Raw genomic sequence first — 18,445 nt, 5'->3', positions numbered from 1 at the left:
CGTGTTACTTCGTTGCATTTCGTGAACTCCTAAGTTTGAACAGCGAAACCGCGAGCATCCCGAGCGCCGCCGCGAAGAACAGCGCGTTCCACGGCAGCGCCGGGAGCAGTTGGGGACCGATGAATCGTGTGAACAGCGACGCGATACCGTACCAGTCGCCCGAGAGCAGGAACGCCGGGTCGAGCGTCACGAACGACTTGAGGTAGAGCGCCGCACCGGCGAGGACGCTTCCGAGAACCGCTGCGCCTCGTTCGAGCGGGTTCTGTTGGTCGTCGCTCACGGGAGCAACCCTCCGAGACCGGGGACCGCGTCGACGATGATCCGGACGACCAGATAGACGACGAGCGTCGCGACCGCCGCCAACAGCGCCGACGCGAACCCACCGGCAATCGGGGCGGCGAGGCCGGCGTCCATCAGCGGACCGGCGAGGAGGTCGCGGAACATCGTCGGTAGCTCCAGAACCGGCGTGAGCCCCTCCCACGCACTCTCACCGGCCGTTCCGAAAGCCGACTCCATCACGGTGGTCGTCGTCGCGACCGCCCAGTCGACGGTCTCGAACGCGAACTCAGCGGGCCGGAAAAAGACGTTCGTCACGACCCACGTCCCGATGGTCGTCACGATGAACGTCACCGGAGCCTTCAGGAACGACTCGAGTTGGTCCGGGTTGTCGGAGAACGATGTGAGCGTACCCAAGACGCTGAGGCCGCCGCCGTCGCTCTCGGTGTCAGTATCAGCCGTCTGGTCGGGACCGGAAGGTGCGCCGGAGTTGTTGTAGGTCTCACCGCCGGTGTCCGGCGCGTTCACGAGACGACCCTCCGAAGGTCCCAGATGGTCGCGACGATGACGAGCACAGTGACCGCTTCGAGGGCTAACAGCACCGGCGCAAACGGGCCGAACTCGACCGCCGCGACCGCTGCTGCTCGCCAACTATCGGCCACGACTCCCGCACTCTCGCCGAGCGCGTTCGAGACGAACGCCGTCAGAAACCGCCCGACGAAGTCGATGAGCGCGACCTGCGCGCTCACCAGTACCGACAGCAGTTCGATCTGGACCGAACCGAAGAGCGTCACGGCCGCCGCGAGAAGCGTTCCGACGAGCCGTTTGACTCGGATAGAGCCGTCGTCCGCGACGTACTGCGCGGCATCAGTTCCCGACATGAGTCACCCCCAGGTGTCGTCGGGAGCCGACCGCGCCACGGTCGCGTTGCTGACCCACCGTCATCACTCCTCGTCGGTGAAGTCGCCGTCTTCGTCGTTTCCGATGACCGGCAGGTCGACGCCGAGTCCCGGTACGTCCGAGTCCCGGCGGTCGAGATACCACGTCAGGATCATGACCACGCCGATGGCGACGATGGCCGCAATCCACGGGAGGAACGGTCCGAGTTCGGCGAACGGCCCGGTGAGGAGCGAATCGGCCGCCGATTGGAACGACGCCGAGACGAACTCCGCCGGGTCGCGAGTCAGCGCGAACACCCACGCCTCGCCACCGATGCCGAAGGCGTCCAACAGCGTGACGGGGAGGTTGACGACCGACTCGCCGAGCGCGATGACCGCCGACCCGGCGAAGACGGCGATACCGCTCACGGTCGCGATGAACGCCTGACCGAAGTTGTCGAATCGGTCGGCGAAGTCGATGTAACTCCGCGCGCCGTCGAGGCGCGGTCCGCTCGACCCGCCCGACCCGCTCGACGACGACCCACCCCCAGAGCCGCCAGGCGCGTTCACCATCGGTTTCAGGCCCCCGAGCGCTTCGATGCGATGCCGACAGTCGCGGCGATGGTCGCGAGGCCAGCGGCGATCCAGTTCGTGAACCCAGAGAGGAACGAGAACCAACCGCCGTCGTCCGACGAGAAGCCTGCGCCGCCGAGCGCCGACGGCTGCATCGCGTCGTACTGGTCCTCGGTCACCTTGTACTCGTACTTGATGACCGTGTCCTGTCCGGGCTGGACGGTGTCGTCGAGCGTGACCGACGCGTTCAGCGACGTGTACAGCGCCGTCTTGTCCGTCCACGACTCGATGTCCTCGAACGCGGTCGACTCCGAGACGCCCTCGGCGAGTTCGACCGAGAGGACGCGGTCGCGCGTCACCGACTGCTCGTCGGTGAGCGTCGGGAACTGGTAGTCGAGGTCGTACACGTCCGGCAGCGCCATCCGGTACTGAACCGTGACGGTCCCGAAGTAGCCGGGATACTTGTTGCCGGTCTCTTTGAACTCGACGTCGACGTCCTCGGCGTCGAGTCGCTCGGCCGTGAAGTTCGCGTCGAAGGTCAGCCCCTTGATGGCCGCCGAACTCGCCCACGACCCGAGCGAGGAGAGCTCGTTCACCGCGAGCGTTCCCGAGGCGTTCTTCTCGTACACGTCGACCGTCTCGAGTTCGTCGTCGTCGTCCGTATTCTCGAGGCGCGTCCCGAGCTTGTACTTCGAGAGCTTCTCGAGGTTCAGCATCGACATCGTCACGTCCGCGTCGCCGTCGCGGACGACGACCTGCACCGATTCGAGCGTCCCGACGGAGCCGTCGCCCGCGGTGACGAGGTCCATCTGGCCCATCTGTTCTTGGAAGACGTAGCCCGAGCCGGTCGCGTTCGCGATGAGGTTCGAACCGGACGTGCGAGACGCGTTGATTTCGGCAGCGTAGTAGTCGCCGTCGTCGTCGACCGCGCGAAGCACGACGACTGCGCCGGCGTCGAGTTCGGCGACGTCGACGGCGGTCGCGAGATGCTTCTTCTGGATGTCGCTGTCGATAGAGAAGTTCGAGAACTCGAAGACTGCCACATCGCCGCTCGTCTGCGAGGTCGTCGAGAACCGCACGCCGTCGATGCCGGACACCGGCGAGTCGGACATGAGCGTCACCGTGCCCGCCGTGTTGGACTCGTTGACCGTCCACTCGCTCGCGTCGAGTGCGGAGACGTTCTCCTTGTCGACCGGGAACGCGCCGAAGTCCGCGGCGTCGACGTGCGTCGGGTAGAACGAGTACGGGTTGTCGACCGAGTCGTTCACCTCGGCGTCCGCGAGGACGAGCTCACCGTCGTTGTTCTCGTAGCGAAGCGGCGAGTCCCACGAGGCGTTGTGCGTCGCCTTCGTGAGTTGGACGCCGTACTGCGGGTTCGGCGTCGCGTCCGCCGAGAAGTCGATCTCCGAGGATGCGTCGGCGGCCGCGGCCGGCGTGGTCAACAGGAGGACGGCCATCGCGACCGACAGAAGCGAGAGCAGGCGACTACTCCCCGACATGGCTCACCCCCGCTGCGGCGGACCGGTAGGCGATGACGCCGACTCCGGCGGCGGCACTCGCGGTGACGAGCGCGGCGAACTGCATGCCGCCGCCCGCCGACGCCCAGAGCCACCCCGCGACCGACGCGAGCAGCATTGCCCCCGCCATCGCGTAGTCTCGGGTCTTGCCGGCCAGTCCGTAGCCGTCGACGCGACTCCGGGTGTGTGCGCGCACCCCGCCGTCGGCTTCGAGGTCGTCTTCGACGTAGGACACGCACACGTCGGTCGGGAGTCGGACGCGGGGGTCAGTGGCCGCGTCCACGTCGACTTCGATGTCTCCCTCGAGGTCGGAGACGGCCATTGCGTGGGTGTGCCCGTTCGCGGTGACTGCTACGTCACCCATCGAGCGGGTCCTCCGTCGCCTCGATGGTTGCTTCGTCGGACGCGAAGAGCGACTCCCACTCTTCGACCTCCGAGCGTCGGTACTCGACGATTTCTCCGTGAACTCCAGTCGGAGTTCGGTCAGCTCCCTCAGTCATGGTTCGCCGGCGACCTCGTTCGGCGTCGCCGACGATTCAAGAAACGCTAGAAGACACGATAAGACGCTGAAAATCCGGACCTGTCGGGAATCGTTGGGGCCCGTCTCGCGCCGTCAAGACGGGTCATCTCACCAAGATTGTTATCTAGATTGGTACAGCAGGTTCGTCCATGGCAGTCACCGAAACAGACGCCGAGCGAATCGAAGTCCTGCAAGCGCTGTTGAACGCCGACAAGCGGTCGGCGTATCGGTCGGGGAACGGCGTCGTGATTTCGCCGCCGCAGATCGAAGCCGGCGTCGAGTACGCCGTGTTCGGCGGCGATGTGGATGTTCCTGAGGTGCTGGAGGAGCAGTGTGTCGCGAAGATTTACCGCGTCGACGGCGCGGGTTCGACGCGGTCGGTGTAGACTGAGAGTTCAGTACGGGATCGACAGTCGTTCAACCCCCAACAGATCCTATCGATCGAGTGGGAGACCACCAACGCTCTACTTGACCGTTATCGTGCCCGTCATCCCTGAACTCTCGTGTGGGATGCACACATACGCGTACGTCCCAGTAACGTCGAAGGTGTGTTCGTACGTCTCGTCAGTCGCGAGTAGCCCTCCGCTCACGTCGTTTCGTGCGGCCCGTTCAGACTCGAATCCACCACTCGCGAAATACGGTGCCTCAGTTGGTATCTCGTCCTCGTAGGCCGTTACTGTGTGCCCGACCTCACTCTCATTCACCCATCTTACTGTTGTGCCGGCGCTTACGGTGAGCGTTTTTGGATCGAACGCGAAGTCTTCGTTCATCGAGACGTGTGCCGTCCCGTCGGGGTTGGTGTTGGACGAACAACCCGCGATTGCCGTTGCTACAAGAGCGCTTCCACCGAGTTTGAGAATATCCCGTCGATTCATTTCTTGTATGAAGGCTCGTCGAGGGAGTTCAGAGTGCAACGAAGAGGTCAGTAACGTACATCACGACAAGCCCAACGAGGAACGTCACGAGATTCAGCGCAGAGCCGACACGTCCATTCCGGCTGACCATCTCTCGAAGCTCCCAGATGACCTGGAGGATTGCACCCACGCCAACAGCGAGGAAGAACGCCCCGAGTGTCGGCGAAAAGGCAAGGCTACCCAGCCAGCCACCAAGGATGACCGGAGCACCTGCAATGAATCCCAGACCGAGGAAGTGGAGGACGTTCGGACGCTCACCGCGTGCAACGGGTGCGACGACAGCTGGTCCTTCAGTCACGTTATGAAGCATGAAGCCGATGACGAGGAACGCACCGAGTGAGACCCGTCCGAGTGCGAACGAACTCCCGATTGCGAGCCCCTCAGCGAGATTGTGGAGGCCGATTCCGAGCGCAACTAGGTAGGCAACCCACAGACCGCTCTGGGCACGCGCATCACCTGCTTCCGCACGGCCCTTTCGCCACGCGCTGACGGCCTGAACGGCGAGAAGCGCGCCAATAATGCCGAGCGCGACGAGGGCGGGCCCCTCGAACGCTCCTGGTACCTGCTCGCTGAGTTCGAATGCCTCGAACCCGGCGTCGATAGCAAGGAAGGCCAGGATGCCCGCCGAAAAGGCGAGAATCGCGTGGAGCCAGCGGTCACTCATCGACTGGAGGAATGGGAACCACAGCATCCCGAGTGCAACGGGGATGACGCCGACGAACAGGCCGATGACGGCCATCGTCACCAACAAGTCGGTCGTCAGGCCCGGTGACTGGCTGGGGGCGATAATGGTGTGGTGAACGGTTGCGCCGTCCGAGAGCAACAGAGCCACCTCAAGGTCCCACCCCGGGTTCCAGTGGTATGGAATAACGACTTCAGCACTCTCACGAGGAGCGAGTGTGTTATCACCACCTGCACCCTGTACATCGAAGTTCCAGTAGGCCTCTGCGACAAGAACCTGTGAGATAGTCACTTCGTCAGGGCCGTTATTCGTAACGTGTAGGACGACGGTCTCGTCGTTCGGTAGGGTCGTATGCGTCACCGACACGTCTGGGAGTGGCGCACCACCGTTGTCGAGCGACGCGAACGGCGTCGCCGCGAAGAACCCACCTGCAATGAGTGCGAGAAGGACGACCGGAAGTAGTGCTGCAGCCCACTTCGGAAGGCCCAGCGGCCGCTGGGATCGGTTCGCAGTCGTTCCGCCATCGGTGTTTGGTTTGCTCATTTAGACCACCTCGAAGAAGCTCATCCAGCCGAGTTCAGCAAACTCTGACTGGTGGGCGTGGAACATGTACAGTCCCGGGTCGTGGTTCGAATAATCCAGTTCGATGATGCCGCGCTGTGCCTGACACTGCATGATCGTGTCCACGGTCTGGTTCGTCGGCAGCAGCGTCGTTCCGTGGTCGTAGTAGTCGAAGAACTGCGAGTGGGTGTGGAACGAGTTGATGAGGTCGAACTCGATTGCGTTGATGAGATACACCCGCTGGCGCTGGTTCTTGTCGATCTGGATCGGGCGCTTGGTTTCACCAGCTTTCCAGTTCCCTCGACCGTCGGTCTCGCCAACACCATAGGCGAACGCCCGTGTATTGGCTGCGTACACCTCGTTTCCGCCGTCGAAGTTGGTGTCGAAGCCGTTCATCACCATTACCATCTCGTTGACGGCGTCGTTTTCGGGATATTCGTGGTTCCGCGTCTTCGCCTCAGCGACGAGTGCTGCGCGGAGTTCGTCGGTGATCTGCGAGCGGTGGAAGTCACAGTACTCCTCAGGTCGCTGGGCGACACGCTCCGGATCGGGATCGATGATGATCGCCCCGTACAGACCCCGGTGGATGTGCTCTTTCAGCGGGAGCGAGTGACAGTGATAGAAGTGAACGCCTGCGGGTTGGGCGATCCACTCATACGTGAACGACTCACCCGTATTGAGGACGCCCGGTCCGTTCTGCGGGATCCCGTCCATCTTCGGATTGAGATTCCGAAGGTGTGGGTGGATAGTGTGGGCGTGTCGTCCGAGGTTTTCGAACTTCACGCGGATAAGATCGCCCTCAACGGCACGAATGGTCGGACCGGGCACTTGGCCGTTGTAGGCCCATGCCGGGAATTCGATGCCGGGTGCGATGGTGACTGTGGTGTCGACCGCCTGGAACGTGAACTCGCGGACGGTTCGGCCGTTCTCCTCGTAGATGTCCTGCGGGACGTTCTCTTGTTCACCACGTCCCGTATTGAACTGGTAGAGAAACTCGTGTGGGTCGAAATCCGTGTCGCTATATTCTCCGGTCGCGCCGAAATTCCCGTGTGAGTCCCCTCTTGGGCCATGGGAATCGTCGCTGTCTGCTCGTCCGATTCCAGTAAGAGCGGCACTCCCTGCGAGACCAAGCCCGCCGAGAACTGCCCGCCGAGTGGTCTTGAAATCCGACTCGAGCGAATCAACCAGTCGTTGCTCCAATCTCTCTGATAACTTTGCTGCTTGTGAATAATCTTGTGAAGGCATGTATTACGCCTCGTTGTACTGTCTGTGTCCGTTTTCAGCCGGTTCAGCAGGCCGTGATACGTATATTTCTGCAGCGACGTCAGTCGGAAGCGAGAGCGGCTTTTCTGTCGAACTCACGTCGCATGTAACCATCCCGAACGGCGCGGTTTCGACGACCTCGAGTTGCGTTCCAAGCGAGACTCCAGAGTCCGCAAGATACGACAGGACGTCTGTGCTGTTTTCTCGCACCTCAGAGACGACCGCAACCGTGCCCTCTTGACACTCCGCTAACGACTGCTGTGTCTCGCACTCTCGAATTTCGAGGTCAGCTGTCGGAATCGGTTCCCCATGTGGATCTACCACAGGTGACCCAAGGAGCACTTCGATTCGCTTGACTAACTTCTCGCTCAGATGGTGTTCGAGGACGTCTGCTTCGTCGTGTACCGCTGCCCAATCGTATCCGAGTTCCTCGGTCAGGAAGAGTTCGACTAGTCGATGGTTGCGGAGCACTTTGAGCGCCGTCTTCTCGCCACGCTCGGTGAGACGAGCACCCTGATAACTCTCGTAATGTACGAGACCATCGTCGTCCATTCGCTGCAACATCGTCGTCACGGTTGGTTGTGTGACCCCTATCGCGGACGCGATCTGGGATGACGCGACCGGGACGTCTCCGTCCTGAAGACAGTATATCGCCTTCAGGTAATCTTCGACTCTTGGAGTCACCATAGGAATTAATTTGATGCCTCTAAATATATAGTTTCTCATAGAGAGAATACAGTTTAGAAAGTACATCAACTCACACAGGCTGTATTTTTCATCCGAACTAGGTCAGCCACACGAGGAGGAACCTCCTTGAGGAATACGCGAGTAGTTTGCTTACCGAACTATTTTTGACTCGAATATCCTACACCCTTTTCAAACACCTATTACGGGCCGAGGGGCGCTACACCCCCGGAATTCACGGGTGTACATGGACGCCAAGTTCCCGCAAGGGTGTACCCGATAATTCCCGACCATGGGTGTAGAAATTTGACGACGAAAACGAGGGTCCCACACTCGATACGAATCCAAATCCCTCGATTTGTAGGATAGGGCCACCTCTCCCGGCTTTGTAGCTTTACCAACAAGTCTCTAGACACCGCTCAAACGGGCACCTGAGCGGGTCGAATCGACCTCCTCAAACACCCGAATCGCCGGTACACCCCAACAAAAGTGGGGTGTATCGGGTGATTTCAGAACGCGATTGCATCCCGATTTCGGGTGTGACGCAGCATCTGTGTGCGCTGGTTCGACGCTCTCTGAACACCCTCGCTTTCGTCGCTACTGCCAGTTGTGGGGCCGCTCGACTCGAACTGTGGGTTCGTTCGATTGCGTCGTGAAACAACCGTGCTTCGGTTCGACCCCATGCATCCGCGATTCGATTGCGATTCGAGCGTGTTGTTCCGGGAAAAATTGTGGGTGTACAAGCACTTGATTCGGCCAATTCGGACAGCCCTCATTACCGATTAAGTACCCCCCACATCGATATCTCCAGCAAAATGATCGCCCGAGAGGAAGTATTCGACGTCGACGCCTTCGTGCCCGCCGATCTCGTCCACCGGAACCACGAGTTAAATCTCCTCTCGACGGCTCTCTCACCCATTCTCGACGGGAATTCGGGATCGAACACCATCGTCACCGGGCCCTCCGGCGTGGGGAAGACGACGACCGCGCGATTCGGACTCAAGCAGCTCCAAACCGAGGCCGACGTCGTTACTCGGTACGTCAACTGCTGGGACGACCACCGGCCGTGGGTCGTCCTCTACGACATTCTCTCGGAGGTCGGGACGGTGTGGGACCTCCACCGACGGTCGACGGCCCACGACATGATCCTGACTCGGCTTCGGGAGTCGGTCGACAAGCCGTACGTCGTCATCCTCGATGAAGTCGACCGCCTGGACGAGACGGACCTGCTGTACAGCCTGGATGCGATTCCGGAGCTGACGCTCGTGTTGATCACGAATCGCGAAGAAGAGCTGTTCGCCTCGATGGACGAGCGGGTTCACTCGCGGTTCCGGTCGGGCGTGCGGATTTACTGTGAGCCCTACCGTATCTCGGAGCTGGTCGAGATTCTCGATGCACGGGTTCGGGAGGGACTGCAGTACGACGTGCCGACGGAGATTCTCGAACGGATCGCCGACCACGCCGCCGGCGATGCTCGCGTGTCGATTCGGTCGCTCTATCGCGCCTCGAAGTTGGCCGGTGATGACGTGATCACGTCGGCCGTCGTCGACGAGGCGGTTCCGTTGGCACGTGGGGAATTACGACAGAAGACCACGAGTCAGTTGAAGGTGCACGAAGCGACGCTGTTGGAACTCGTCCGCGAGCACGGCCCGCTGAAGATGGGTGAGTTGCGGCCGCTGTATATCGAGGAATCCGGAGAGGAACGGGCGGCGCGGTCGCTTCGGCGTGACCTGCAGAAGTTGGCCGATTACAATTTGGTAGAAGCGCGAGGGGAGACGAACGGGCGGCGGTATGTGGGGCTGTGATTCTAGCCACCAGACAGTATTAATAGACTGAATATAATCGCAGTAAACATGCCGATTGGCAGACTGTTTAGCGATCTCACGGTTTTCGATCTCCTCGGGAACTTCATTCCTGGTGCAATCTTTCTTGCAGGAGTTTCTGTACTGTTACCTGCAGACCGGTTCTCTGAGATATTGTCTGCTCCAGTAAACGGCATCCTCCTATTGTTCATTGTAGGATTCTCTGTCGGCCATCTTCTCCAGAGTTACTCTGCGAGAGCAATCGGCAAACGGGAATCATTCAAGAACACAATCATCTATATTCAGTCGTTCGAGGGCAAATTCTCCCCATCCGAATTGGACTTTGATAACTATCCGACACGATATCCCCGCTTACACGATATCTATACCTGGATCGGAGGACAGTCGAGGACCATCGAAGATATCGAAGCAGATCTTGAAAGAGAGTTCACAGAAGAGATAGATGATGAGGGCATCCTAAGTGGCTCTATACGGTCTACCATACGACGTGGAGTCGCTCGGTTTCTCAGAGCACACGTTGAAGCCTTGCTGTTAATTCGAATCAAGAGAGACCGACCTCTACTAGGCAACATTCATCTCACATCTCGTGTCTGGAAGATCTGTATTGAACGGTACCAATTGAACGACATTGATGAGAACCGCGGAGACTTCTATAGCGATTTACTGCATCTGATTTCGAGCGACCTCGAACGACTTGAGACATCGCCAAGGGCACTCCGTTTTCAAGCGATACGGAACTTCCATCGAGGACTCTGGATTGCGTTTTATTTCATAACTGTTCTGCTAACTGTGAGTTGGCTTGGCCAACTCCTGAGTGGCGTTCTCAATCCAATCTATGGAATTGTCGGTGTCACTCCGTGGACACCAGTTATTGAGGAATTGTGGAATCCCACTCCGTTACTTATTCTTGGAACTGCAGTAACGAGCTACCTGTTCTGGGAACTGACCGAAGAATATGAAGAAGAGTTCATCGAATACCTGCTGGTAGACTTCTTGACGGCATATCAGCCACAACAACAGTCAGACGACGTAGAGAAGACAACTGGTAGCGGGCCTGTCACTCAGTTGCTGTCGAAGATTATGGAGTGAGTTGTCTTTCCTCAGAGATGTCGTCAAACCGCCAGACAGTGTTCAGCTTATCTTTGCTCTCTAATTGAGCTTCGATCCTATCGCCTTCTTCCAGGTCTTCAATCGACTCGGCCAATTGGTTTGAGTAAGCGCTATCGGTCCGCTCAACAGCGACAGAGATGGCTGACTGGCCCTCCATCTTCAACCAGATGTTATGTGGAGTAACCTCGTCAACAACGAAATTAGACCGATTCACACTACTCATGACGGCCGTTAGTTGTAGAATTGCAGTAAAAAAGGCTTCCCAATATTTCCATTGAGCATAGGTGAACAAATGTCTGGGGCCGGGAGTCCAACGGCAGATCAGGGTACCCAATCTAACAGACAGCAGCCATCTCACGACCTCAGCCTTCGAGAGTTCTTTTGCAGAGCATAGGCCGAGTCGAACGCTTCGAACACTAAACTACAGAAGTTGCGGAACGTAGTAGACGTGGTCGTTGCTTTTGCATGGAGATTGATCTCTTCATCCTCAACCGTGATCTCGAACGGTTCGCCGGTGTCTTTGTCAAAGACGAAGTAGTTCCCGTGTTCCCAGACAGAATACTCGTACCTTCGTTCGTGGTCAAGGATGCGCTCCGCGAGGCAGTCCGCAGTATCTCGTTTCTGGGTGTCGTCCCTCGAGTTATTACTCAGCCTGAGCGTGGTTGCACCCTCGATTGTGAATCCGCTGTTGAACGTCTCTCGAGTCGGTCTGTACCTGATCTTGTAGCTCGATAGTTCAGTGGTCATCGCCGTAGGTTTCGCTCGTCTTCCAGCTCTAATTACTCCATTGTGAGCTCTGGAAGTCGTTCCTGAAACAACTGATCCAGAATAGCCCAGAGTATCTCTGTCGGAATCTGCTTCTCAAACTGTGCAGGCTCGTGATTGGTCTCTCCCAGCTCCGGAACATAATGCTGGAAGTGAACTGCTCCGAGTTCAGGGTGATCGTCGTCGCGATGCCACCCACAGTTGAACCCAGTATTCGGGTCTGCGTAATGTACCCGAAACGCCGGGTCGTCCCCAACGAACCGCCACTCAACGTCGAGTGTCGGTGGCTTTGGACCAGTCGTCGGCACAACCCGATTGGGGTCGACCTGTGCTTGGATGAACTTCTTGACGATGCTATCCGGTTCGTAAGCTACTGACGTGATCGCAGGATGTCGCTGCAGGACGTCTTTCAACCCTTCGTAGACCGAACTGTCGATAGTTCCTGATAACCCCATTTCGTCACGCGGAGATGGAATCTCGCTTGGTCGCCCAGTCGTACTCGTTGAGCGCCGCCCGGACGATAGAGACACGGTCAGCAAGGTGTTCCCATTCACTAGCGACTTCGCGACGTGTCTCAACATCGTCGTCATCGTCGGCGTCTGCGATGCTTGCTCGGAGCTCTCCTGGTGTCTCGACGTCGTATGACTGCTTCCAGTCCGTAATCTTGCTCCGCATCGAATCAAGAGCATCCGTCAACTCCTCGCGGCTGTGTTCTCGCTGGAGTGCTGCGACCTCTCGGTAGGTCGCCATCAGCTGGTCAACGCAGTAGAGTGTCTGATCCCCCTGTTCGGTCTTCCGGAGGACGTTGTCCTCGACGAGTTGGTTGAGGTACTTCTGTGCCGTTTTGACGGAGGTCTCTGTCTCGTTCGCGACCCACGACGCAGTCCGAGGCGTTCGGAGCGTCCGGGCGGCGGCGCGGATTCGCTCACCACGGGTCATCGAATTGCGGGAGTCGTTCTGATCTTTGTCGGGCATACTCGGCTCTACGAGATGCTTGAACATATATCCACTAGGTTAGAAATATAGGCGTCTCAACGGATACTGTTCGTTTGGTGATGGGTCTGAGGACGCATTGACTACATAGAAAATACGCTTTACCGGTCTCCGTCCTCTAAGAGATAGTTCTAGTTCGTCAACAGTGTAATCTCACAGGAGTTCGTCTGAAACTCATCGGTGACGCCGGCCACGCTCGCGACCCCGGCCAGCTTCAATCCCACAAGGGTTCGTCTGAAACCACCGTCTCGACACGACGGACTGGCATGGGCTGTCGGCTTCAACACCAGCTTGGTACGTCTGAAACAAGCGAACTACACCGCTGAGTATGCCGGACATACCGCTTCAACACCAGCTTGGTACGTCTGAAACGACGTCTTCGGGGTCTGCCTCCTCAAGTCGTGCGGCGCTTCAACACCAGCTTGGTACGTCTGAAACTGGTTCCCGATGGTGTTCGGGTGGACGCCCAACTCGTGCTTCAACACCAGCTTGGTACGTCTGAAACGAGTCTCCTCGATGACGTGGACCTCGAGCGGCTTGCTTCAACACCAGCTTGGTACGTCTGAAACGAGTCTCCTCGATGACGTGGACCTCGAGCGGCTTGCTTCAACACCAGCTTGGTACGTCTGAAACCCACCGCCGATGCCCACAAGGGCAAGTGTTGTTATCTGCTTCAACACCAGCTTGGTACGTCTGAAACGGCCTCCAAGACGGCGAAGAATATGACATCCGCGTGCTTCAACACCAGCTTGGTACGTCTGAAACCCGCGCCGGCCGGACGGCGGACGGCGAGGGCTACTATCGCGAGCGGAGCTTCAACACCAGCTTGGTACGTCTGAAACGGTTCCACGCATGGTCGAGGACGAACCGCACAATCTGCTTCAACACCAGCTTGGTACGTCTGAAACGGGCGTCGAGCGCGACCGCGAGCGCATCGCCGAGTTCGCTTCAACACCAGCTTGGTACGTCTGAAACCGTCGAACGCATAGGTTGCAGCTCCACTCGAGGAGACGCTTCAACACCAGCTTGGTACGTCTGAAACACTCGTCCGGAAGGTCGCTCCGCGTCGCGTAGCTCCCGCTTCAACACCAGCTTGGTACGTCTGAAACAACGGTCAACACCTCGTTGTTGACCGCGGTTATCCGCTTCAACACCAGCTTGGTACGTCTGAAACACCTTCTCTGCATTGACCTCTGGCACCGGGTTCGCTTCAACACCAGCTTGGTACGTCTGAAACTCATGGCCGGACACCTCCATTGCAAGCCACCATCTTGCTTCAACACCAGCTTGGTACGTCTGAAACTCTTTGTCAACCTTGACGCGATTGAATTTCGTTGGTTGCTTCAACACCAGCTTGGTACGTCTGAAACGGGCGAATCGGGTCGTGGATGACCGCCCAGACAGAGCTTCAACACCAGCTTGGTACGTCTGAAACTGAATCTGCCATTGCCATACTTGCCTATTTCTCTGGCTTCAACACCAGCTTGGTACGTCTGAAACAGCGCGTTCCTGCTCGTGACTGCGGTGTTGCTGATTGCTTCAACACCAGCTTGGTACGTCTGAAACGCTCAGGAGTTCGAGCGAGGGGTCGCGATGGTCGAAGCTTCAACACCAGCTTGGTACGTCTGAAACCCGCATCCGGATGCGGGATGTCGAACTCCTGCCAGCGAGCTTCAACACCAGCTTGGTACGTCTGAAACCCGCTCCTGCGACACCAGCCGAAATGATGACCACTGGCTTCAACACCAGCTTGGTACGTCTGAAACGCGGTCTGCGGGGTTAGAACCCGGACCAGAGCGAGCTTCAACACCAGCTTGGTACGTCTGAAACGACGACGTAGACCATGAAGCGCTTGAAGTCGTACGTGCTTCAACACCAGCTTGGTACGTCTGAAACCATCTCTCTGACGCGAATCAAACGGCCATCATCGTGCTTCAACACCAGCTTGGTACGTCTGAAACAAGAAGCCTATGAAGACATGGATATAGGGGGAAAGCTTCAACACCAGCTTGGTACGTCTGAAACTGGTGTCGACCAGAAAGATATGCGCGACGCGGCTGGCGGCTTCAACACCAGCTTGGTACGTCTGAAACCTCCCCGCAGTCGACACAGACACGTTCGCGCTGCTGGCTTCAACACCAGCTTGGTACGTCTGAAACCAATCCCTGTGCCGCTTCCGAAGTGGATCACTCAGGCTTCAACACCAGCTTGGTACGTCTGAAACAGACCGCCCACGGGTCGGATGCGAACGCTGAGAGCGGCTTCAACACCAGCTTGGTACGTCTGAAACACAAGCGTTGACGTGACACTTTATAACGATGCAAGCTTCAACACCAGCTTGGTACGTCTGAAACTCGGTGGCCACATTTCGGGCAGTATCGTTTCATGATAGCTTCAACACCAGCTTGGTACGTCTGAAACTCCGTCTTCCCGGCGTTCTCCAACTTCTGAAAGTCGCTTCAACACCAGCTTGGTACGTCTGAAACACCGAGCTGCTACTGTTGCTGAAAATTCCCATCGTGCTTCAACACCAGCTTGGTACGTCTGAAACATGAAGATTGGAGTGACAATGTCCGTCCTGCACGGCTTCAACACCAGCTTGGTACGTCTGAAACGGATCATCACCGCTCGATCGATGTTGACGTCGTCTTGCTTCAACACCAGCTTGGTACGTCTGAAACGCATCCCCACCAACCAAATCGCCGCTTAACGCATTGCTTCAACACCAGCTTGGTACGTCTGAAACAATCGACGGCCGCGCGGGCGAGATGGCGCGAGAGTGCTTCAACACCAGCTTGGTACGTCTGAAACCTGCTGACCGACTCGGAGTCGATGTTGGTGATGTCAGCTTCAACACCAGCTTGGTACGTCTGAAACTCGCGGGTCTACTCGGGCTCGCAGTCGCTCTACACGGCTTCAACACCAGCTTGGTACGTCTGAAACCGTCCCGGTGACTTCGAGAATCATGCCGGGATAGAGCTTCAACACCAGCTTGGTACGTCTGAAACCGCCGTTGGAACTCGAAATCCCCAACCCGGCCTATCGCTTCAACACCAGCTTGGTACGTCTGAAACGTCCATGAGCGCGAGGTCCGTCGAGTCGAGTTCGCGCTTCAACACCAGCTTGGTACGTCTGAAACGATTTGCACCCGACTCGCTCCGTTTCTCCGACCGTGCTTCAACACCAGCTTGGTACGTCTGAAACCGTCATAATGCACGGTTGCTCTCTGGTCGTGCAATCGCTTCAACACCAGCTTGGTACGTCTGAAACTCGCGCCTCCGGGATGCCGCCCGTCACTGATCCCGCTTCAACACCAGCTTGGTACGTCTGAAACTTTCTCCTCTTCTTCTGGCCCTCGATCTTCTTCCTCGCTTCAACACCAGCTTGGTACGTCTGAAACCAGGAGGTGATGCTCGGGACGATGATGCTCGCGGGGTGCTTCAACACCAGCTTGGTACGTCTGAAACAGGTATAATAGTCGATGGTGAGCACTCTTGTAGGTCGCTTCAACACCAGCTTGGTACGTCTGAAACCTCCTGATTCAATCCGTGCAAACGGTCGGTTTGGAGCTTCAACACCAGCTTGGTACGTCTGAAACCGCCGCTGGTGGTTTTTCCACGTTGAGCCTGAGCGCTTCAACACCAGCTTGGTACGTCTGAAACGTGGGCTTCGGGGATGACCCGACCGCCGCATTGGGCTTCAACACCAGCTTGGTACGTCTGAAACACGAATCCCTCCCTCGTCTGGTTCTGTCATAGTTACTGCTTCAACACCAGCTTGGTACGTCTGAAACCGCGAGCGACTCACTCCAGGCGTCGGAGTGGTCAGAGCTTCAACACCAGCTTGGTACGTCTGAAACCCGGGGAGTGAGGTTTCCGTGCTCCCGAAGGAGCTCGCTTCAACACCAGCTTGGTACGTCTGAAACGCGACCGACCTCGACGACCCTGCGGCCGTCCTCGACGCTTCAACACCAGCTTGGTACGTCTGAAACACTACGCCGGCCTTGACGTCGAGGAGTGGTCGACCGCTTCAACACCAGCTTGGTACGTCTGAAACCCCGGTCGAAATTCCACCCTCAAGGCTCATAACTGTTGTTTACAAGGACTAGTTTCCATCGACCCTCAGTAGCGGGTTCGTTTAAGTAGGTTGATGGTCAGATGAGCCGATGGTCATCCATTGGGTCAGAGCCATAGATTTTCCGATTCAACCAGTTGTCGTCTCGTAGTTGGTACAGAATCACAGATTCGTTCGGCTTAACTGTCTCTTCAATTTCTTCGGTTAAAACCGCATACTGCGCATCAGTCAATTCACCTTCACAAACAGAATTTTGCACGTGTGTGAGATATCGTCGAAGCAGAGAGAGCATCAGCTGAGTTCGCTCTGCTTCCATATCATATACTGCAATGACGTACATTACCACCACCTTTTGAACGGCTCATACTCTTTGTCACCAATCACGTGTTTATGTAATTTGTACGCCTCTAAGCGCAACAGATACTGATACGAAACGTGGCGTTTCAGCGTTGGATGCTCAACGGTACGCTCTAAAGTTTCCTCAAATTCGCGTACGAACAGTCGTCGACCGCTGGTAGTTAACAGACAACCGTTCATTCCACTATCAAAATCGTCCTCAGTTATCTGTTTTCGATTGAGTAAACGGAAGATCAGGCGATCAACGATAAGCGGCTTGAAAAGTTCACTCAAGTCCAAACAGAGTGAGTATCTTCTCTCTGCTGGTTCGTGTAGGTAGCTAATTGTGGGGTCCAGATGTGTTGAGTAGATTTCGGTGAGAATCGCGCTATAGAGTAAGCTGTTACCGAACGAAATGAGTGAGTTTACTTCGTTCGGTGGTGGTCGGAATTCCCGTTTAATGAACGGAAGGCTGTCCGGGGTAACCTCTCGAAAGAGACTGTAATACTCACTACGAATTGAACCTTCGATGCCACGGAGCGTATTAACGTCGTCTGATTCAGGGACAGCAGACAGACGTTCCTCAATACGATCCACAATAGAGGTGAGACCATCCTGCTTACGAGCGTAATATCTCACGTTTGAGATCATCTCTCGAGCAGCCCCGGTGACGATTGCTCGTGCAATTGGAAGCCGTTCTGCTGTTCGTGCGTAATGTAGCGCTTGATCAACTGTTGACCGGCCTGAAACGAGTGATTTACGCGGCATATACGTTCCAGCGTAGTAATCTTGCCAATTGAACACGTGCATGACAATTCCCTGTTGGCTGAGGAAGTCTAAGGCGCGTGTATTGAAGTCCAGCTGGCCATGGCAGTACAGCGAGCCAACGTTCTCTACCGGAAGATAATGTGGGCCACTACCCTCTTCCGTGATGACACGGAGTGTATTCTGATCGCGCTCAAACCGTCCGTTTTTGAACAGGTGATAGCTCTGTCTCATGATTAGACCCAACAAAAGTCGTGATAGGCACACGTGTCGCAGATTGGCTTCAACTCAGGGTCTGGTGGCGCCGGGCGTTCAATAATCTCCTGTATCTCCGGGATTATTTTGCAGATATACTCCTCATCTTCAGTAGTGAGTTCTACTGACTCACGCTTTCGTTCTCGAGGGTACGACAGTTGACCATCGACGTCTAGGCCTTTGTTGGTCTTCAAATACCAGAGATAGAATTTAAGCTGCCACTCACCGGGCTGTTCGAGTTTGCTGGATCGCTTGATTTCTACAACAGTTCCATCTTCAAGCACGTCAATTGCGATCGTACCGTCAATGAATACTCTCCGGCGACCGTCGGTGTAGGTCGTGTCATCAATCTTCGAACCGTGCACGATACCAGTATTTGACCGGTCAACATCGAGCTTGTTCGAATAAAACCACAGTTCTCGATGACACGTGTGGTAGTACTTAACCATCAGTCCG

General features: G+C 56.9%; 21 protein-coding genes and 1 CRISPR repeat array. Of the genes, 3 read left to right on the top strand and 18 right to left on the bottom strand.

Annotation, left to right across the window (positions count from 1 at the left end):
* Positions 1-4 precede the first annotated feature (4 nt).
* From BN984_RS11025 to BN984_RS19450, 7 genes are all read right to left on the bottom strand, one after another.
* Positions 5-280, bottom strand: coding sequence for a hypothetical protein (locus tag BN984_RS11025; protein WP_049968236.1), 276 nt, complete (start codon positions 278-280; stop codon positions 5-7).
* Positions 277-804 (bottom strand): hypothetical protein, encoded by a 528-nt coding sequence (locus BN984_RS11020; RefSeq protein WP_181950696.1) that lies wholly within the window; start codon positions 802-804, stop codon positions 277-279. Before BN984_RS11020 ends, BN984_RS11025 begins: the two co-directional genes overlap by 4 nt.
* Positions 801-1,157, bottom strand: coding sequence for a hypothetical protein (locus BN984_RS11015; protein WP_049968235.1), 357 nt, complete (start codon positions 1,155-1,157; stop codon positions 801-803). The genes BN984_RS11020 and BN984_RS11015 overlap by 4 nt, the downstream gene beginning before the upstream one ends.
* Before the next feature lie 63 nt (positions 1,158-1,220).
* Positions 1,221-1,727 carry a hypothetical protein gene (locus BN984_RS11010; protein ID WP_049968234.1) on the bottom strand — a complete coding sequence of 169 codons (507 nt, stop codon included), beginning with the start codon at positions 1,725-1,727 and terminating at the stop codon, positions 1,221-1,223.
* 5 nt (positions 1,728-1,732) lie between these two features.
* On the bottom strand, positions 1,733-3,226 hold the full coding sequence (locus BN984_RS11005) for a hypothetical protein (RefSeq protein WP_049968233.1): 1,494 nt from the start codon (positions 3,224-3,226) through the stop codon (positions 1,733-1,735).
* A complete protein-coding gene (locus BN984_RS11000; RefSeq protein ID WP_049968232.1) occupies positions 3,213-3,608 on the bottom strand; it encodes a hypothetical protein in 396 nt (131 codons plus the stop codon). Before BN984_RS11000 ends, BN984_RS11005 begins: the two co-directional genes overlap by 14 nt.
* Positions 3,601-3,744: a hypothetical protein gene (locus tag BN984_RS19450; protein ID WP_156037891.1), complete on the bottom strand. Its 144-nt coding sequence runs from the start codon at positions 3,742-3,744 to the stop codon at positions 3,601-3,603. The genes BN984_RS11000 and BN984_RS19450 overlap by 8 nt, the downstream gene beginning before the upstream one ends.
* Before the next feature lie 169 nt (positions 3,745-3,913).
* On the opposite strand from BN984_RS19450, the gene BN984_RS10995 reads away from it, so the two are divergent.
* Positions 3,914-4,150: a hypothetical protein gene (locus tag BN984_RS10995; RefSeq protein ID WP_049968231.1), complete on the top strand. Its 237-nt coding sequence runs from the start codon at positions 3,914-3,916 to the stop codon at positions 4,148-4,150.
* Positions 4,151-4,228: 78 nt separating this feature from the next.
* Here BN984_RS10995 and BN984_RS10990 read toward each other — a convergent pair whose 3' ends face one another.
* Genes BN984_RS10990 through BN984_RS10975 form a run of 4 tightly spaced genes read right to left on the bottom strand, consistent with a single transcriptional unit; the run spans position 4,229 to position 7,871 of the window.
* Positions 4,229-4,639, bottom strand: coding sequence for a plastocyanin/azurin family copper-binding protein (locus BN984_RS10990; protein WP_049968230.1), 411 nt, complete (start codon positions 4,637-4,639; stop codon positions 4,229-4,231).
* Between the two features lie 28 nt (positions 4,640-4,667).
* Complete coding sequence (locus BN984_RS10985) at positions 4,668-5,903, bottom strand: ZIP family metal transporter (RefSeq protein WP_049968229.1); 1,236 nt, start codon at positions 5,901-5,903, stop codon at positions 4,668-4,670.
* Entirely contained in the window at positions 5,904-7,166 is a 1,263-nt protein-coding gene (locus BN984_RS10980; RefSeq protein WP_049968228.1) for a multicopper oxidase domain-containing protein, read from the bottom strand.
* 3 nt (positions 7,167-7,169) lie between these two features.
* The gene (locus tag BN984_RS10975) at positions 7,170-7,871 is read right to left on the bottom strand and encodes a metal-dependent transcriptional regulator (protein WP_049968226.1); all 702 of its coding nucleotides are present in this window, start codon (positions 7,869-7,871) and stop codon (positions 7,170-7,172) included.
* 695 nt (positions 7,872-8,566) lie between these two features.
* Here BN984_RS10975 and BN984_RS10970 point away from each other — a divergent pair.
* Both BN984_RS10970 and BN984_RS19445 read left to right on the top strand, forming a co-directional pair.
* Positions 8,567-9,673: a Cdc6/Cdc18 family protein gene (locus BN984_RS10970; protein ID WP_244877462.1), complete on the top strand. Its 1,107-nt coding sequence runs from the start codon at positions 8,567-8,569 to the stop codon at positions 9,671-9,673.
* Between the two features lie 48 nt (positions 9,674-9,721).
* The gene (locus tag BN984_RS19445; RefSeq protein ID WP_147302764.1) at positions 9,722-10,780 is read left to right on the top strand and encodes a hypothetical protein; all 1,059 of its coding nucleotides are present in this window, start codon (positions 9,722-9,724) and stop codon (positions 10,778-10,780) included.
* Here the strand turns inward: BN984_RS19445 and BN984_RS10965 are convergent.
* The 7 genes from BN984_RS10965 to cas4 all read right to left on the bottom strand — a co-directional run bounded on the left by BN984_RS10965 (position 10,770) and on the right by cas4 (position 18,438).
* Entirely contained in the window at positions 10,770-11,024 is a 255-nt protein-coding gene (locus tag BN984_RS10965) for a hypothetical protein (protein ID WP_049968224.1), read from the bottom strand. The genes BN984_RS19445 and BN984_RS10965 overlap by 11 nt on opposite strands.
* A 131-nt stretch (positions 11,025-11,155) precedes the next feature.
* On the bottom strand, positions 11,156-11,548 hold the full coding sequence (locus tag BN984_RS10960; protein ID WP_049968223.1) for a hypothetical protein: 393 nt from the start codon (positions 11,546-11,548) through the stop codon (positions 11,156-11,158).
* Positions 11,549-11,580: 32 nt separating this feature from the next.
* On the bottom strand, positions 11,581-12,021 hold the full coding sequence (locus BN984_RS10955) for a hypothetical protein (protein WP_049968222.1): 441 nt from the start codon (positions 12,019-12,021) through the stop codon (positions 11,581-11,583).
* A gap of 4 nt (positions 12,022-12,025) precedes the next feature.
* Positions 12,026-12,541, bottom strand: a complete 516-nt coding sequence (locus BN984_RS10950; protein WP_081909233.1) for a DUF7342 family protein — start codon at positions 12,539-12,541, stop codon at positions 12,026-12,028.
* Positions 12,542-12,836: 295 nt separating this feature from the next.
* Positions 12,837-16,615: direct repeats of the CRISPR family, unit length 30 nt; unit sequence GCTTCAACACCAGCTTGGTACGTCTGAAAC.
* Positions 16,616-16,712: 97 nt separating this feature from the next.
* The gene (gene cas2 / locus BN984_RS19095; RefSeq protein ID WP_004972490.1) at positions 16,713-16,973 is read right to left on the bottom strand and encodes a CRISPR-associated endonuclease Cas2; all 261 of its coding nucleotides are present in this window, start codon (positions 16,971-16,973) and stop codon (positions 16,713-16,715) included.
* A complete protein-coding gene (cas1b, locus tag BN984_RS19090) occupies positions 16,973-17,968 on the bottom strand; it encodes a type I-B CRISPR-associated endonuclease Cas1b (protein WP_049904936.1) in 996 nt (331 codons plus the stop codon). The genes cas2 and cas1b overlap by 1 nt, the downstream gene beginning before the upstream one ends.
* A 2-nt stretch (positions 17,969-17,970) precedes the next feature.
* Positions 17,971-18,438 carry a CRISPR-associated protein Cas4 gene (gene cas4 / locus BN984_RS10945; protein ID WP_049968221.1) on the bottom strand — a complete coding sequence of 156 codons (468 nt, stop codon included), beginning with the start codon at positions 18,436-18,438 and terminating at the stop codon, positions 17,971-17,973.
* Positions 18,439-18,445: the final 7 nt, after the last annotated feature.

Source organism: Haloferax prahovense (assembly GCF_000723845.1).
Taxonomy (GTDB): domain Archaea; phylum Halobacteriota; class Halobacteria; order Halobacteriales; family Haloferacaceae; genus Haloferax; species Haloferax prahovense.
Note: the sequence above shows the minus strand (reverse complement) of the source record. Positions and strands in the feature narration are given on the sequence as shown.

Bases quoted from the DNA above. Each gene is read 5' to 3' on its own strand.
- BN984_RS11015 (WP_049968235.1), bottom strand. From the start codon at position 1,157: ATGTCGGGAACTGATGCCGCGCAGTACGTCGCGGACGACGGCTCTATC.
- BN984_RS11010 (WP_049968234.1), bottom strand. From the start codon at position 1,727: ATGGTGAACGCGCCTGGCGGCTCTGGGGGTGGGTCGTCGTCGAGCGGG.
- BN984_RS11005 (WP_049968233.1), bottom strand. From the start codon at position 3,226: ATGTCGGGGAGTAGTCGCCTGCTCTCGCTTCTGTCGGTCGCGATGGCC.
- BN984_RS11000 (WP_049968232.1), bottom strand. From the start codon at position 3,608: ATGGGTGACGTAGCAGTCACCGCGAACGGGCACACCCACGCAATGGCC.
- BN984_RS19450 (WP_156037891.1), bottom strand. From the start codon at position 3,744: ATGACTGAGGGAGCTGACCGAACTCCGACTGGAGTTCACGGAGAAATC.
- BN984_RS10995 (WP_049968231.1), top strand. From the start codon at position 3,914: ATGGCAGTCACCGAAACAGACGCCGAGCGAATCGAAGTCCTGCAAGCG.
- BN984_RS10990 (WP_049968230.1), bottom strand. From the start codon at position 4,639: ATGAATCGACGGGATATTCTCAAACTCGGTGGAAGCGCTCTTGTAGCA.
- BN984_RS10985 (WP_049968229.1), bottom strand. From the start codon at position 5,903: ATGAGCAAACCAAACACCGATGGCGGAACGACTGCGAACCGATCCCAG.
- BN984_RS10980 (WP_049968228.1), bottom strand. From the start codon at position 7,166: ATGCCTTCACAAGATTATTCACAAGCAGCAAAGTTATCAGAGAGATTG.
- BN984_RS10975 (WP_049968226.1), bottom strand. From the start codon at position 7,871: ATGGTGACTCCAAGAGTCGAAGATTACCTGAAGGCGATATACTGTCTT.
- BN984_RS19445 (WP_147302764.1), top strand. From the start codon at position 9,722: ATGCCGATTGGCAGACTGTTTAGCGATCTCACGGTTTTCGATCTCCTC.
- BN984_RS10965 (WP_049968224.1), bottom strand. From the start codon at position 11,024: ATGAGTAGTGTGAATCGGTCTAATTTCGTTGTTGACGAGGTTACTCCA.
- BN984_RS10960 (WP_049968223.1), bottom strand. From the start codon at position 11,548: ATGACCACTGAACTATCGAGCTACAAGATCAGGTACAGACCGACTCGA.
- BN984_RS10955 (WP_049968222.1), bottom strand. From the start codon at position 12,021: ATGGGGTTATCAGGAACTATCGACAGTTCGGTCTACGAAGGGTTGAAA.
- BN984_RS10950 (WP_081909233.1), bottom strand. From the start codon at position 12,541: ATGCCCGACAAAGATCAGAACGACTCCCGCAATTCGATGACCCGTGGT.
- cas2 (WP_004972490.1), bottom strand. From the start codon at position 16,973: ATGTACGTCATTGCAGTATATGATATGGAAGCAGAGCGAACTCAGCTG.
- cas1b (WP_049904936.1), bottom strand. From the start codon at position 17,968: ATGAGACAGAGCTATCACCTGTTCAAAAACGGACGGTTTGAGCGCGAT.
- cas4 (WP_049968221.1), bottom strand. From the start codon at position 18,438: ATGGTTAAGTACTACCACACGTGTCATCGAGAACTGTGGTTTTATTCG.